Source organism: Pseudomonas sp. AC016 (assembly GCF_979253365.1).
Map to the genome: position 1 here is coordinate 3,456,144 of NZ_CEEDCC010000001.1, position 14,031 is coordinate 3,470,174.

Below are 14,031 nucleotides of genomic sequence, written 5' to 3' on the forward strand. Positions count from 1 at the left end.
TCAGGCACTTTCGTTTTGATCGTTCCTCACGCTCCGCGTGGGAATGCCGCTCAGGACGCTCCGCGTCCGCTCATCGATGCAACACAAACTGCCCGGTAAACTTCACTGCCGATTCATCGCTGTCCTGCGCATGAATGCGGGTCGGCAGCTCCAGGCGTGCGCGGCCGCGACGCTGGTAGGTGGTGATGAACCTGTCCCACTGCGCCACATCCGGCGCATCGCACACAGCAATCGCATCTTCGCGGACCGGCAGCGGATAGCTGATCTGCCCGTCCTGAATCACGATGTGCCCGTCGTCGATCCCTGCTTCACGCAGGCGCAGATGGAGCCAACCCCATCCGGCCAGCACCGCGCCGCAATACAGGCTGCCGCCGAACAGCGTGCTCTTGTGGTTGACGTTGGGTGCCAGCGGCAGGTGCAGGCGCAGTCGATGGTTTTGCCAATCGATGACGCGGATGCCCATTTCGCGGGTCAGCGGGATGTCGTGGTGCAGCACCTGCTCAAGTTCCGCCGCTGCGTTGCCTGGCAACGGTGCCTGTGGCTCAGTCGGTTTCATCGGACGCTCCGCTGCTGTCGCCAAAATTCAGACCGTGCTTGCGCAGCTTGTCATGCAGGGTCTTGCGCGGCACGCCCAGCGCTTCGGCCAGGCTGCGCACCGAGCTGTGCGGGCGAGCCAGTTCGGCGGCAATCAGCGCACGTTCGAAACTTTCCACCTGTTCACTCAAGCCGCCACTAACAGGCGGCGCGTCCGGCATCGCATTGCCTTCCAGCTCCAGTTCAAGCCCCAGCGCAAAGCGTTCAGCGGCGTTTTGCAGCTCCCGAACGTTGCCGGGCCAACTGTGACGCAGCAGCAATGCGCGCTGGCCCGGCTTGAGTTCCTGCGTGGGAATGCCGTGACGCATGCTGGCCGCATCGGCGTAGTGCTCGAACAGCATCAGCGCGTCTTCACCGCGCTCTCGCAACGGCGGAATGCGCAGCGAGGCGACGTTCAGCCGGTAATACAGGTCGGCACGGAAACGCCCCTGATCCGCCGCCTGACGCAGGTCTTCCTTGGTGGCGGCGATGATGCGGATGTCCAGCGGGATCTGCTGATTGCTGCCCATGCGCTCGACCACACGCTCCTGCAGCAGACGCAGCAGCTTGACCTGAACATCCAGGCTCATGCTTTCGATTTCATCGAGAAACAGCGTGCCGCCATTGGCGAATTCGAACTTGCCGATGCGGCGTTTCTGCGCGCCGGTAAAGGCGCCCGGCTCGTGGCCGAACAGCTCGCTTTCCACCACCGACTCGGCCAGCGCTCCTGCGTTGATTGCCACGAACGGACCGTTTCGACGGTTGGACAGGTCGTGCAGCGCCCGCGCAACCACTTCCTTGCCCGCACCGGTTTCGCCCAGAATCAGCACATCGGCGCGAGTGCCTGCCAGCGCACCGATCTGTTCGCGCAGGCGCAGCATGGGTGCTGACTGACCGACCAGACGCGTGCTCAGCTGTTGGCGATCACTCAGGGCCAGACGCAGGCTGCGGTTATCCAGCACCAGCCGGCGCAAGGCCAGGGCACGGCGGACGCTGTCGAGCATGGCATCGCTGGCGAACGGTTTCTCCAGAAAGTCGTAAGCCCCGGCGCGCATGGCCTTCACGGCCAGCGGTACATCGCCGTGCCCGGTGATCAGCAGCACCGGCAGGTCCGGGTCCTGTTCATGCAGTTGCACCAGCAGTTCCAGTCCGTCCATGCCCTGCATGCGGATGTCGCTGACCACCACGCCCGGCCAGTCGCGGCCGATGCGCTCGGCAAGTCCGTCGGCTTCGGACAGCGACAGAACGTTCAGGCCTGCCAGATCCAGGGTCTGGCGCAGCGCCTGTCGCAGATGGGAGTCGTCGTCGATCAGCACCACCTGAATCTGGCTGTCGATGGCTGTGTCCGAACTCATGCAGATAGGTCCTCTGGCGGTTGAAGGTTGGCGCCGGAAGCGCCGGCACGCAGGCGCAGGGTCAACAGTGCGCCGCCGCTCGAGTGATTGGCGAACAGCAGTTCGCCGTCCAGCGCACGCATCAGGGTGTCACAGATCGCCAGCCCCAGCCCAAGCCCCTGAGTGCGAGTCTTGGTGGTGAAGAATGGCTCGCGTGCCCGCGCCAAGGCCTCTTGGGAAAAGCCCGGCCCGTTGTCGCGAATGTACAGATTGACGCCTTCGCGGGTCTGCTCGGCACTGATCCACAGCTTGCGCGGCGGACCCTTTTCAGTCAGGGCATCCAGCGCGTTGGCCAGCAGGTTGCCGAGCACTTGGCGCAGGCGGGTTTCGCCAGCCTGTACCCACAGTGTCGCGTCGGGTACATCACGGATCAACTCGACTTCCATGGCGCGCCGACGTTTGGTCAGCAACGCCAGCGCGTCGTCCAGTGCCGGTTGCAGCGCCACGCTTTCCGGCGCATGCCGGTCGCGCCGGGCAAAGGCGCGTAGGTGGGCGATGATTGAGGCCATGCGCCCGGTCAGTTCGCTGATCAGCTTCAGGTTGCCGCGGGCCTCTTCGGTGCGCTGATGATCGAGCAGCACTTCGGCGTTTTCCGCATAGCTGCGAATGGCGGCCAGCGGCTGGTTGAGTTCATGGCTGATGCTGGCCGACATGGTGCCCAGTGCCGACAGCTTGCCGGTCTGCACCAGTTCGTCCTGAGCGCGCACCAGTTCCTGCTGCGCCTGTTCGCGCTCCAGCACTTCCTGACGCAGCCGGCTGTTAAGGCCTTCAAGGTCGCTGGTGCGTTCGATCACGCGCATTTCCAGTTCACGCCGGGCCTTGGCCTCGAAGGCGATGCGGTCCAGATAGTGACGCCGACGCTGCATCATCAGACCCAGCAACAGCATCAGGACCAGCAACGCAGCGCCGCCAATCGCCTGCACCGTGCGCACAGGACGGTCGATCAGCGCACGGGGCGCGAGAATGTTCACGTTCCAACCGGTTTCGGTGATCGCCTGGCTCTGGGTCAGCCACGCGTGGTCATCGATCTTGAGCGGACGCGGGTCGCGGGTCGGATAGGGCTGGATCGCCACGATGGCTTTCTTCTCGTCGTCGGTCAGGTCCCGCGTCGCCCGAAAGCGCCATTCCGGGTTGGAAGTCAGAATGACCACGCCGTTCTGGTCGGTCAGCAACAGTTGCTCGGGCGTCTTGCCCCAGAGCGTTTCGGTGTGATCCAGATCGACCTTGACCACCAGCACGCCGATCACCCGCTCGCCATCGTGCACGGGCCCGGCGAAGAAATAACCGCGCTTGACCGACGTGGTGCCCAGACCAAAGAACCGGCCCGTTCTGCCCGCCAGTGCGTCGGTGAAGTACGGACGAAACGAGAAGTTGCGACCGATGAAGCTGTCGCGTTGATCCGAGTTGGATGCAGCCAGGGTCAGGCCCTTGGCGTCCATCAGGTACATGACGTCCGCGCCGGTCTGTTGCGAAATGTCCCTGAGCAGGCGGTTGGCGTTGCCCTGTGCGGTGCTGTCGCCCGGAGATGTCAGAACCGCGCGCAAGGCGGGCAGGTCACCGAGGATCTGTGGCAGGGTTTCGTAACGATGCAGCGTGCCGAGCAGGTTGGCGACGTACAGGTCCAGCGTCTGGCGGTTCTGATTGGCCAGCTCGTTGCGGTAATAGCGCTCGGCAAGGTGTTCCAGTGGCCACAACAGCGGTGCCAGACAGAGGGCCAGCAGGGCGAGGCTGCGCCAGCGGGGGCGGGGAGGCAGGGCAGAGGTTATGGTCATTGGCAATCGCCGAGTGGTTGGCGGTGCCTGCAGCGGCTATCGCGGACGCCGCCGCTGGCGTCGAACAGAGGTTCAACCCCTGACAGCGACTGCGGCGCCTCGCGATGATGTCCCTGCGGGCAATGGAAAACCCGGTCGATCCTGACGTGGGCATCAAAGGCCTATTATGCCCGCCACGACCGCGTCAGGCACCCGGACAAACCGCCGCTGCCGGAACGGTCAGGCGAACAGTTCGGCTTCTTTCAGGCTTTTGCCCTGTTGATCCTTCGCCGACAACTGCGGTGCTGCGTCGAGCTGCCAGTCGATGGCCAGGTCCGGATCGTTCCAGCTGATGCAACGCTCTGCCGACGGCGTGTAGTAGTCGGTGGTCTTGTACAGAAACTCGGCGTAGTCGCTCAATACCACGAAGCCGTGTGCGAAGCCTTCGGGCACCCACAGCTGACGGGCGTTCTCGGCAGACAGCTCAACGGCCACCCACTGACCGAAGGTCGGCGAGCTGCGACGAATATCCACTGCAACGTCCAGAACCTTGCCCACTGTGACGCGCACCAGTTTTCCCTGGGCATTGTCGATCTGGTAATGCAGGCCGCGCAGTACGCCTTTCTGCGAGCGGGAGTGATTGTCCTGCACGAACTGCCTGTCCAGGCCGGTGGCTTCACTGAACGCCTTCGCATTGAAGCTTTCGTAGAAAAAGCCGCGTTCGTCGCCGAACACCTTGGGTTCCAGAATCAGGACATCGGGCAGTTTTGTTGCAATTACATTCACGTGGTTTCCCCTGCGATCTTGAATAGGTACTGACCGTAACCGGTTTTGCCGAAGTAGTCGGCACGCCTGAGCAAATGGTCACGGTCGATCCATTCGTTCTGATAGGCGATTTCCTCAAGGCAGGCAACTTTCAGGCCCTGTCGGTGTTCGATGGTCTGTACGTAGGCCGAGGCGTCGAGAAGACTATCATGAGTGCCTGTATCGAGCCACGCGAAGCCACGTCCGAAGCGCTCTACACGCAGGTCGCCGCGTTGCAGATAGGCGTTGTTGACGTCGGTGATTTCCAGCTCGCCACGGGGCGACGGCTTGACGTCTCTGGCAATCCGGATCACCTCGTTGTCGTAGAAATACAGCCCGGTCACCGCGTAGCTGGATTTGGGCGCCCTGGGCTTCTCTTCGATGGACAGCGCTCGGCCAGTCTCGTCGAAGTCGATCACTCCGAAACGCTCAGGGTCCTTGACCCAGTAACCGAATACCGTCGCGCCGGTCTTCTGGGCCGCAGCCTGCTGCAACTGCACGCTGAAATGCTGACCGTGGAAAATGTTGTCGCCCAGGATCAGGCACACCGAATCGTTGCCGATGAATTGCTCACCAATCAGAAAAGCTTGCGCCAGTCCGTCCGGTTTCGGCTGCTCGGCGTAACTGAACTGCACACCGAACTGGCTGCCGTCCCCCAACAGCTTGCGGTACTGCGGCAAATCCTCCGGCGTGGAGATGATCAGGATTTCCCGAATACCGGCCAGCATCAGCACCGACAGCGGGTAATAGATCATGGGTTTGTCGTAGATCGGCAGCAACTGCTTGGACAGGCCAAGCGTGATGGGATGCAAACGGGTGCCGGAGCCCCCGGCCAGAACGATGCCTTTGGTCATGCAATCAGATCCTTGTGGTCAGTGAAGCCCAGTCGCTCTCCTTGATAACTGCCATCCTGAACCCTGCGGCACCAGTCCAGGTTATCGAGATACCATTGCACGGTCTTGCGCAGCCCGGACTCGAAGGTTTCTTCGGGTGTCCAGCCCAGCTCCCTTTCAATCTTGCCGGCGTCGATTGCATAGCGCAGGTCGTGACCAGGGCGATCGACCACGTAGGTGATCAGCTCGCTGTACTGCTGCACACCCGCCGGTTTTTGCGGCGCCAGTTCATCCAGCAATGTGCAGATGCCGCGCACCACATCGATGTTCTTCTGCTCGTTATGGCCGCCGATGTTGTAGGTCTCGCCGATCACGCCGTCGGTCACGACCTTGAGCAGTGCGCGGGCGTGGTCTTCCACATAGAGCCAGTCACGCACTTGCAGGCCGTTGCCATAGACCGGCAGCGGCTTGCCCGCGAGAGCGTTAAGGATGACCAGCGGAATGAGCTTTTCCGGAAAGTGGTACGGCCCGTAATTGTTCGAGCAGTTGGTGAGCACCACCGGCAGGCCGTAGGTGCGATGCCAGGCGCGGACCAGATGGTCGGACGCCGCCTTGCTGGCCGAATACGGCGAGCTGGGCGCGTAGGGCGTGGTCTCGGTGAACAGGTCATCGACGCCGTGCAGGTCGCCGTACACTTCGTCGGTCGAAATGTGATGAAAGCGAAACGCTTGGCGCTCGGCCTCGGGCAATTTCAGCCAATAGGCGCGTGTGGCTTCCAGCAGGCTGTAGGTGCCGACGATGTTGGTCTGGATGAACTCGGCCGGTCCGTCGATGGAACGGTCGACGTGGGACTCGGCCGCCAGGTGCATGATCGCCTGCGGCTCGAAACGTGAGAGTACGGCGCTGACGGCCGCCTGATCGCAGATGTCGGCCTGGACGAATTCATAACGGGTATTGGTTGCGATAGGGTGCAACGATTCCAGGTTGCCCGCGTAGGTCAACGTGTCGAGGTTCAACACCTCGTTTTCGGTGTTCTGTATCAGGTGTCGAATCAATGCAGAGCCGATAAAACCTGCGCCTCCGGTAACGAGTATTCGCATGAACTGACCTTCAAAGTGTGTTTGACGTAATGCAGCATAGCGTTTGCTAACGACCCACAGCATCAGGCAATAAATCGCGCGCAGGGTATGAAATAAATTGATTCGTATCCTGTAGAGCGACAGTAAACCGACGTCGCGTTTTTATGCCCGAACGTGATTGGGTGCCGCGAGCCGTTGCCCTTATAGTTGCCCCACCGAAAATAAAGTGCTCTGCCGTTCCCGCGAATAAAAACAGAGGTCCACATGCCGCTCGCCACCCTTATCCGTCGTTCCAGCCTGCCGTGTCCCGAGGTCAGTGCCGAACAGGCCCTGCAACTGCTTCAGCAGCACTATGGGCTGAGTGGCACGCTGAAAACCCTGGGCAGCCAGCAGGACCGCAATTTTTTGCTGGAGACCGAAAAGCGGCGCTATGTGCTGAAAATCTGCCACGGTGCCTATTCGGTCAAAGAGCTGGACGCCCAGCACGGCGCACTTCAGCACCTGGCGGGGCACAGCGGCCTGAATGTGCCGGGCGTGATTCGCGCCAATGACACCGAACAACTGCTCTCCCTTGAGATCGATGGCCAGCCGGTTCATATCCGCCTTCTGGAGTTCATCGACGGGCAGTCGCTGGGGCATGTTGCGCATCTGGGACGTGACGTCGTGGTCGGGCTCGGCGAGCTGTGTGCGAAGGTCGACCGTGCACTGGCCGACTTCGAACATCCGGGCCTTGAGCGCATTCTGCAATGGGACCCGCGCCATGCTTATGCACTGATCAAGCACCTGTTGCCGGTGATCGAGAACGCCGATGCCCGCGCCTGTCTGATCGAGGCGGGCGAGCAGGCGCATCGACGGCTGCTGCCGCTGATCCCGGCGCTGCCCATTCAGGCCGTGCATCTGGATATCACGGAACATAACGTGGTCTGGCGGCGCGACGCCCGGCGGCAATGGCAGTTGCAAGGGCTGATCGATTTCGGCGATCTGCTGACCACCTGGCGGGTGGCGGATCTGTCGGTCACCTGCGCGGCGCTGCTGCACCATGCCGAAGGCGATCCGCTGTATATCCTCCCGGCCATTCAGGCCTACCACGCCATCAACCCGCTCAAGACCGAAGAGTTGCAGGCGCTGTGGCCGCTGATCGTCGCCCGCTCGGCGGTGCTGGTGCTCAGCAGCGAGCAGCAGGCCAGCGTCGAGCCGGGCAATGCGTATATCCAGGCCAACCTTGAAGGCGAGTGGAACATCTTCGACGTTGCGACTTCAGTGCCCATGGTTCTGATGGAGGCGGCGATTCTGCAGGCGGTGGGCTTGAACCCTGCACCGTTCGAGCAACCTGCGTACGCACCGTTGCTGCCGACGCTGGCAGGCGTGAAGCCGGCGCTGGTCGATCTGGGCGTCCTGAGCGAGCACTTCGTCGCCGGCAATTGGGAGCAGAGCGGTATCGATGAATACCTGCTCAGCGAAGCCGCCGAGCACACGGGTCTGGCTGCCAGTCGTTTTGGCGAATATCGCCTGTCGCGCACGATGCCCGACAGCGCCAGAGAGCCTGAGACGTTTGCCCTGCACGTCGAGCTTCATGTGCCGGCCGAAACGCCGCTGCACGCGCCTTTCGCGGGCGCGCTCCGATTGATGGCCGATGGCGCTGTGATGCTGGCAGGCGAGTGTGTGAACCTGCGTTTGTGGGGCGTCATGCCTGATCTGACTGTGCAGGGGGCGGTGAGCGCGGGTGACCTGATCGGGCACGGCGCAGGCTCGCTGCTGCTGCAACTGTGTGCCGTGCCAGATCTCAGCCCGCCGTTATTCACCACGCACTCATGGGCCGGTGCCTGGCGCACGTTCTGTCCGTCACCCGCTACGTTGCTGGGCTTCGATTGCGATGCACCGGCGCTGGAAGACCCTGCGCATCTGCTGGCGCGACGTGACGCCAGTTTCGCCCGCTCGCAAAAGCACTATTACCACGCGCCGCCGCAGATCGAGCGCGGCTGGCGCAACCATCTGATCGACATGCACGGCCGCTCCTATCTGGACATGCTCAACAACGTGGCCGTGCTGGGCCATGGTCATCCGCGCATGGCTCACGAGGCGAGTCGTCAGTGGTCGCTGCTCAATACCAACTCACGCTTTCATTATGCGGCCATCGCCGAGTTTTCCGAGCGCCTGCTCGAGCTGGCGCCGGAGGGCATGGATCGCGTGTTTCTGGTCAACAGCGGCACTGAAGCCAATGATCTGGCGATCCGCCTGGCGTGGGCCTACAGCGGCGGGCGCGACATGCTCAGCGTGCTGGAGGCCTATCACGGCTGGTCGGTGGCGACCGATGCGATTTCCACCTCGATTGCCGACAACCCACAGGCGCTCAGCACCCGGCCGGACTGGGTGCATCCGGTGACTGCGCCCAACGTTTATCGCGGGCCGTATCGCGGCCCTGACAGTGCGCCCGAGTACGTGCGCAGCGTCGATCAGGTGCTGGAAAAACTGGCCGGGCAGCAGCGTCAGGTGGCGGGTTTCATCTGCGAGCCGGTGTATGGCAACGCAGGCGGTATTTCCCTGCCGCCGGGTTATCTGCAGCAGGTCTATCACAAGGTTCGTGCTGCGGGCGGCGTGTGCATCGCCGACGAAGTGCAAGTGGGTTACGGGCGTCTGGGCCATTACTTCTGGGGCTTCGAAGAGCAGGGCGTGGTGCCGGATATCATCAGCATGGCCAAAGGGATGGGCAACGGCCATCCATTGGGTGCCGTCATCACTCGCCGTGAGATTGCCGAGGCGCTGGAGGCCGAGGGTTATTTCTTCTCGTCTTCAGGTGGCAGCCCGGTCAGCTGTCGGATCGGCTTGGCCGTGCTGGATGTGATGGAAGAAGAACAGCTCTGGGACAATGCGCGGGTCATCGGGGATCATTTCAAGGCGCGTCTGCAAGCCTTGGCCGATCATCATCCGCTGGTGGGCGCGGTGCATGGCATGGGGTTTTATCTGGGCGTGGAGTTTGTGCGTGACCGCCAGACCCTCGAACCCGCGACCGAAGAAACCGCACAACTTTGCGAACGCCTGCGCGAGCTGGGCATCTTCATGCAGCCGACTGGCGACTACCTGAACATCCTCAAGATCAAACCGCCGATGTGCACCACCCGCCAGAGCGCCGACTTCTTCGTGGACATGGTCTCGAAGGTACTGCGCGAGCTTGAGTGAGCTGAGGGTCAGAATGATCGTGCCCACGACTCCGCGTCGCATTCAAGAGCGGACGCGGAGCGTCCTGAGAGGCGTTACCACGCTGGAGCGTAGGAACGATCAGGGGTCTCAAGCGCACCGATCATGCCCATGCTCCGCGTCGCATTCGAGAGCGGACGCGGAGCGTCCTGGGCGGCGTTACCACGCTGGTGCGTGGGAACGATCATCAGCGCCTGCCTCGACACCGATCGTGCCCATGCTCCGCGTGGGCATGCAGCCCGTGACGCTCCGCGTCACATTGGATCGGCTAATATAAAATCCAGATTAATATCGATAAATTAAGCGATAAAATACTAAATAAATACAATTGTCCCTTCTTATGCGGATTTATATCCGCTATAAAGTCGCCCAGATTGTCATGGCCGGTCTGTTAAGGTCACGATCAACACCTTCGACCTCCCACTGGAGTCCTGACTGACATGACCACACTCAACAGCACGCCACGCGCCGATGGCTTTCACATGCCTGCCGAATGGGCCACGCAGACTCAGGTCTGGATGGTCTGGCCGGAGCGCCCGGACAACTGGCGTCTGGGCGGCAAGCCTGCTCAGGCTGCACACGTGGCAGTTGCCAAGGCAATCGCACGTTTCGAACCGGTGACTGTTGCCGTGTCAGCCGCACAGTACGACAACGCACGGGCGCGTCTGGACATGCCGAACATCCGTGTCGTGGAAATCAGCAACAACGACGCCTGGGTGCGCGACACCGGCCCCACGTTCGTCATCAATAACCGTGGCGAAGTGCGTGGTGTGGATTGGGACTTCAACGCCTGGGGCGGCTTTGACGGCGGTCTTTACGCGCCGTGGAACCTCGACTCGCAAGTGGCGAGCAAGATCATGGAAATCGAGCGCTGCCCGCGCTACGTGACCGAAGGTTTCGTGCTGGAAGGCGGCTCCATCCACGTCGATGGCGAAGGCACGCTGATCACCACCGAGGAATGCCTGCTCAATCGTAACCGCAATCCACATCTGACCCGCGAGCAGATCGAGACCGTACTGAGCGATAGCCTGGCCGTGGACAAGATCGTCTGGCTCCCGGACGGCCTGTTCAACGACGAGACCGACGGGCATGTGGATAACTTCTGCTGCTACATCCGTCCGGGTGAAGTCCTGTTGGCCTGGACCGATGATCCCGAAGACCCCAACTACCCACGCTGCCACGCCGCGTTGAGTATTTTGGAAAACACCCGTGACGCTCAGGGTCGCGAGTTTATCGTGCACAAAATGCCGATTCCGGGTCCATTGTTCGCAACGGACGAAGAATGCGGGGGCGTCGATCAGGTGCATGGTAGCCAGGAGCGCAATCCATCGGTGCGCCTGGCCGGTTCCTACGTGAACTTCCTGATTGTAAACGGCGGCATCATCGCCCCGAGTTTTGACGATCCGATGGACGAGAAAGCCCGGCAAATACTGCAACAGCTGTTTCCAGAGCACGAAGTGGTGATGGTTCCAGGTCGGGAATTGCTGCTGGGCGGCGGCAATATTCACTGTCTGACACAACAGCAACCGGCCCCTCACAAGGACTAGTCAGTAATGATTAGTAACATCTGATAGTGGCCAACTGGTCCTGTTCTTGCTGCTTCAAGCCCATCGTCCGATGGGCTTTTTTTTGCGAAATACCTCGTAGCGTTTATCGGAATCTCATCTTTAATCAACAGGAGGCCTGATTCGTTTTCTTCGCGTGACTGTCACACAGCGTCCGTAAATTTAGCCCCTCATGAATTAAGAGGTTGTCACTATGAACGCAGTTATCAGCCAGCATCGTGCTCGTGGGTTGTCTGCTTCTTCCAGTAACGAGGCCCGTCAGTTGATGGCGGATTGGTTAAGGACGACCAGGCCTGCAAAACCAAGATCGGATGTACGCGCCATGTTGTTGCAGCGCTATCCGGCCGGTTTATTCAATGATGCCGAACTGGAGGCATTGCTGGGTGTGCTGAAGGATTAAGTGCCGACTGCTCTGTTTCGGCCCTCTGCGTGTTTGACACCCTTCAAGCCCTGGGACTAGGATTCGCGTCCCACCGCTTGTGGCTTTGCGCCATGTACGTGCATCAGTAGTCCACTGCGATGACATCGTGCGGCTGTCAGGTTTGGAACCTGAGAGTCCTGAACGGCTCCCGCCGTCGCCACAGCGCGTGTCAACTCGTATAAAAAGGGAAGACAGATGCTTAACACACGTATGGGTATGCTCGCTCTGGGCATCATCAGCGCTGGCCAGGCCATGGCTCAAGGGCAGGCAGACTCCAAGGGTTTCGTCGAAGACAGCAGCCTGACCGTCAATCTGCGCAACGCTTACATCAACCGCGACTACAAGAACGACCGTGAAGACAAGGCCGAATGGGGCCAGGCGTTCATGGGCGTGTTCACGTCAGGCTTTACGCAGGGGACTGTCGGTGTCGGCGTTGACGCCTTCGGCCTGTATGGCATTCGTCTGGACGGCGGCAAAGGTCGCGCCGGTGCCGGTGGTATCGACTTCTTCAAGAAAAGCGACAACGGTCAGGGCGACGCCGCCGACGACCTGACCCGTGCTGGCGCCGCCGTCAAGGCCCGTATTTCCAACACCGTCATCAAGTACGGCGACCAGATGCCTCAGCTGCCCGTGCTGAGCTACGACAACTCCCGTCTGCTGCCGGAAAGCTACACCGGCACCATGATTACTTCCAAGGAGATCGATGGCCTTGAAGTAGTGGCCGGTCGTTTCACCCAGCAGGCGCGCAAGAGCGCTGAAGGCCGTGACAGCGGTGACCTGAAAAGCATCAACGTCTACGGTGCCAGCTACAAGTTCACCAAGGAATTCTCTGCCGCTTTCTACGCCTCCGACGACGAAGACGTTCTGAAAAAGCAGTACGTGAACCTGAACTACGTCTTCGCCCTGCCGCAGGAACAGTCGCTGACCCTGGACTTCAACGGCTACAAGACCAAGCTGGACAAGGACTTCGCCAACAGCGACGACCGTGACAACAAGATCTGGAGCCTGGCGGCGACGTGGGCGGTGGGCATTCACTCGTTCACCCTCGCTCACCAGCGCAGCAGCGGCGACATCGGCTATGTGTACGGCGGCTATCGCAATGACGGCGGCACCAGCGATGGCGGTAACACCATCTACCTGGCCAACTCCTACTGGTCCGACTTCAACGGCAAGGACGAGCGTTCGTGGCAGGCTGCCTATGGCGTCGATCTGTCCGGTCTGGTCACGCCGGGTCTGAGCTACCGCGCTGCTTACGTGCGTGGCGACAACATCGACGACGGCACTGCAGGCAGCGGCAACGGTACCGAACGCGAAATCTTCAGCCAGTTGACCTACGTCGTTCAAAGCGGCCCGGCCAAGGATCTGTCGATTCGTCTGCGTAATTCGTTCCTGCGTGTGTCGGCTGACGCTCAGGCGTACAACAGTGAAGGCAACGAAACCCGTATCTTCGTGGATTACCCGATCAACGTTTTCTGATCGTGTGACGGGTTAGTGCTTCATCAAAATGCCTCGGTTCCGGACCGGGGCATTTTTGTCTGTGCTGACTCAAGGCCGCTCAACGTGCGCAGGCGGCTTTGCTACCATGCGCTCATCTCTTCAGAGCCGGTCACTGCCATGGCCCTTGCCGCACCGCCCGATCTTTCTGACATCGCCGTTCCCGTTCAGCCGCTGTCGCGCACCTATCCGCGTGGGCGCTTCATCGAGCCGCATCAGCATGTGTGGGGGCAGGTGCTGTACGCCATGTCGGGCGTGATGTGGGTCGAAACGCCGCTGGAAGCGCTGGTCGTACCGCCGCAACGCGCGGTCTGGTTGCCGCCGGGTGTCGAGCACGGAATTCGCGTGGTGTCGGACCTGGAGATGCGCAATATCTACCTGCGCCCGGCCATTGCCCAGACGCTGGAAAGCACCGTGCAGGTGTTCGAAGTCGGCGGTCTGTTGCGCGAAGTCATCCTCAATCTGGTGGCGCTGGATCGGGATCGTGAGCAGGAATATTACGACGCGCTGGTGAATCTGGGCCTGCTGGAACTCAAGCGCGCCCGCCGCTCGTTGCTGAAAATCCCCATGCCAGACGGTTCGGACCGGCGCTTGATGAACCTGTGCCAGGCCGTCATGAGCGAGCCTTCGCTGGACATCCCGTTCGAACAACACGCCGAAAATGCCGGGGCCAGCGTAAGGACGCTATCGCGTCTGTTTCAAAGCGCCCTCGGCATGGGCTTCGCCGAATGGCGCAGGCAAGTGCAGCTGGCCACTGCCGTGGCCGAAGTTATCCAGGGCGTACCGGTCAGCCGCATCGCCCGCTCGCTCGGCTATTCGCCCAGCAGCTTCAGCGACATGTTCCGCCGCGAACTGGGCGTCGCGCCGTCACAGTATGTTGCCAGCAATGATCAACGCGAGAGTGCCTGACTGAATACATACC

11 protein-coding genes are annotated in these 14,031 nt (G+C 61.2%); 5 read left to right on the top strand and 6 right to left on the bottom strand.

Translation table 11 applies throughout. The features are described from left to right. Positions 1-70 precede the first annotated feature (70 nt). The 6 genes from AC0IXS_RS15660 to rfbB all read right to left on the bottom strand — a co-directional run bounded on the left by AC0IXS_RS15660 (position 71) and on the right by rfbB (position 6,455). Positions 71-556, bottom strand: a complete 486-nt coding sequence (locus tag AC0IXS_RS15660) for a thioesterase domain-containing protein (protein ID WP_057408549.1) — start codon at positions 554-556, stop codon at positions 71-73. Next, positions 543-1,928 carry a sigma-54-dependent transcriptional regulator gene (locus AC0IXS_RS15665; protein ID WP_004883009.1) on the bottom strand — a complete coding sequence of 462 codons (1,386 nt, stop codon included), beginning with the start codon at positions 1,926-1,928 and terminating at the stop codon, positions 543-545. The genes AC0IXS_RS15660 and AC0IXS_RS15665 overlap by 14 nt, the downstream gene beginning before the upstream one ends. Continuing rightward, the gene (locus AC0IXS_RS15670) at positions 1,925-3,739 is read right to left on the bottom strand and encodes a sensor histidine kinase (RefSeq protein ID WP_057408550.1); all 1,815 of its coding nucleotides are present in this window, start codon (positions 3,737-3,739) and stop codon (positions 1,925-1,927) included. Before AC0IXS_RS15670 ends, AC0IXS_RS15665 begins: the two co-directional genes overlap by 4 nt. Positions 3,740-3,958: 219 nt before the next feature. Beyond that, positions 3,959-4,504 (bottom strand): dTDP-4-dehydrorhamnose 3,5-epimerase, encoded by a 546-nt coding sequence (rfbC, locus tag AC0IXS_RS15675; protein WP_025996600.1) that lies wholly within the window; start codon positions 4,502-4,504, stop codon positions 3,959-3,961. After that, positions 4,501-5,376, bottom strand: a complete 876-nt coding sequence (gene rfbA / locus AC0IXS_RS15680; RefSeq protein ID WP_122668878.1) for a glucose-1-phosphate thymidylyltransferase RfbA — start codon at positions 5,374-5,376, stop codon at positions 4,501-4,503. The genes rfbC and rfbA overlap by 4 nt, the downstream gene beginning before the upstream one ends. Then, on the bottom strand, positions 5,373-6,455 hold the full coding sequence (gene rfbB / locus AC0IXS_RS15685; RefSeq protein ID WP_057408557.1) for a dTDP-glucose 4,6-dehydratase: 1,083 nt from the start codon (positions 6,453-6,455) through the stop codon (positions 5,373-5,375). Before rfbB ends, rfbA begins: the two co-directional genes overlap by 4 nt. 243 nt (positions 6,456-6,698) lie before the next feature. On the opposite strand from rfbB, the gene AC0IXS_RS15690 reads away from it, so the two are divergent. From AC0IXS_RS15690 to AC0IXS_RS15710, 5 genes are all read left to right on the top strand, one after another. Continuing rightward, complete coding sequence (locus AC0IXS_RS15690) at positions 6,699-9,611, top strand: aminotransferase (protein WP_191958068.1); 2,913 nt, start codon at positions 6,699-6,701, stop codon at positions 9,609-9,611. Positions 9,612-10,069: 458 nt separating this feature from the next. Further along, positions 10,070-11,176 carry an agmatine deiminase gene (aguA, locus tag AC0IXS_RS15695; RefSeq protein ID WP_057408552.1) on the top strand — a complete coding sequence of 369 codons (1,107 nt, stop codon included), beginning with the start codon at positions 10,070-10,072 and terminating at the stop codon, positions 11,174-11,176. Between the two features lie 211 nt (positions 11,177-11,387). Next, positions 11,388-11,594 carry a hypothetical protein gene (locus AC0IXS_RS15700; RefSeq protein WP_081021688.1) on the top strand — a complete coding sequence of 69 codons (207 nt, stop codon included), beginning with the start codon at positions 11,388-11,390 and terminating at the stop codon, positions 11,592-11,594. A gap of 216 nt (positions 11,595-11,810) precedes the next feature. After that, entirely contained in the window at positions 11,811-13,091 is a 1,281-nt protein-coding gene (locus AC0IXS_RS15705; protein ID WP_004883019.1) for an OprD family porin, read from the top strand. 138 nt (positions 13,092-13,229) lie between these two features. Then, on the top strand, positions 13,230-14,018 hold the full coding sequence (locus AC0IXS_RS15710; protein WP_096767332.1) for an AraC family transcriptional regulator: 789 nt from the start codon (positions 13,230-13,232) through the stop codon (positions 14,016-14,018). The last annotated feature ends 13 nt before the right edge of the window (positions 14,019-14,031 follow it).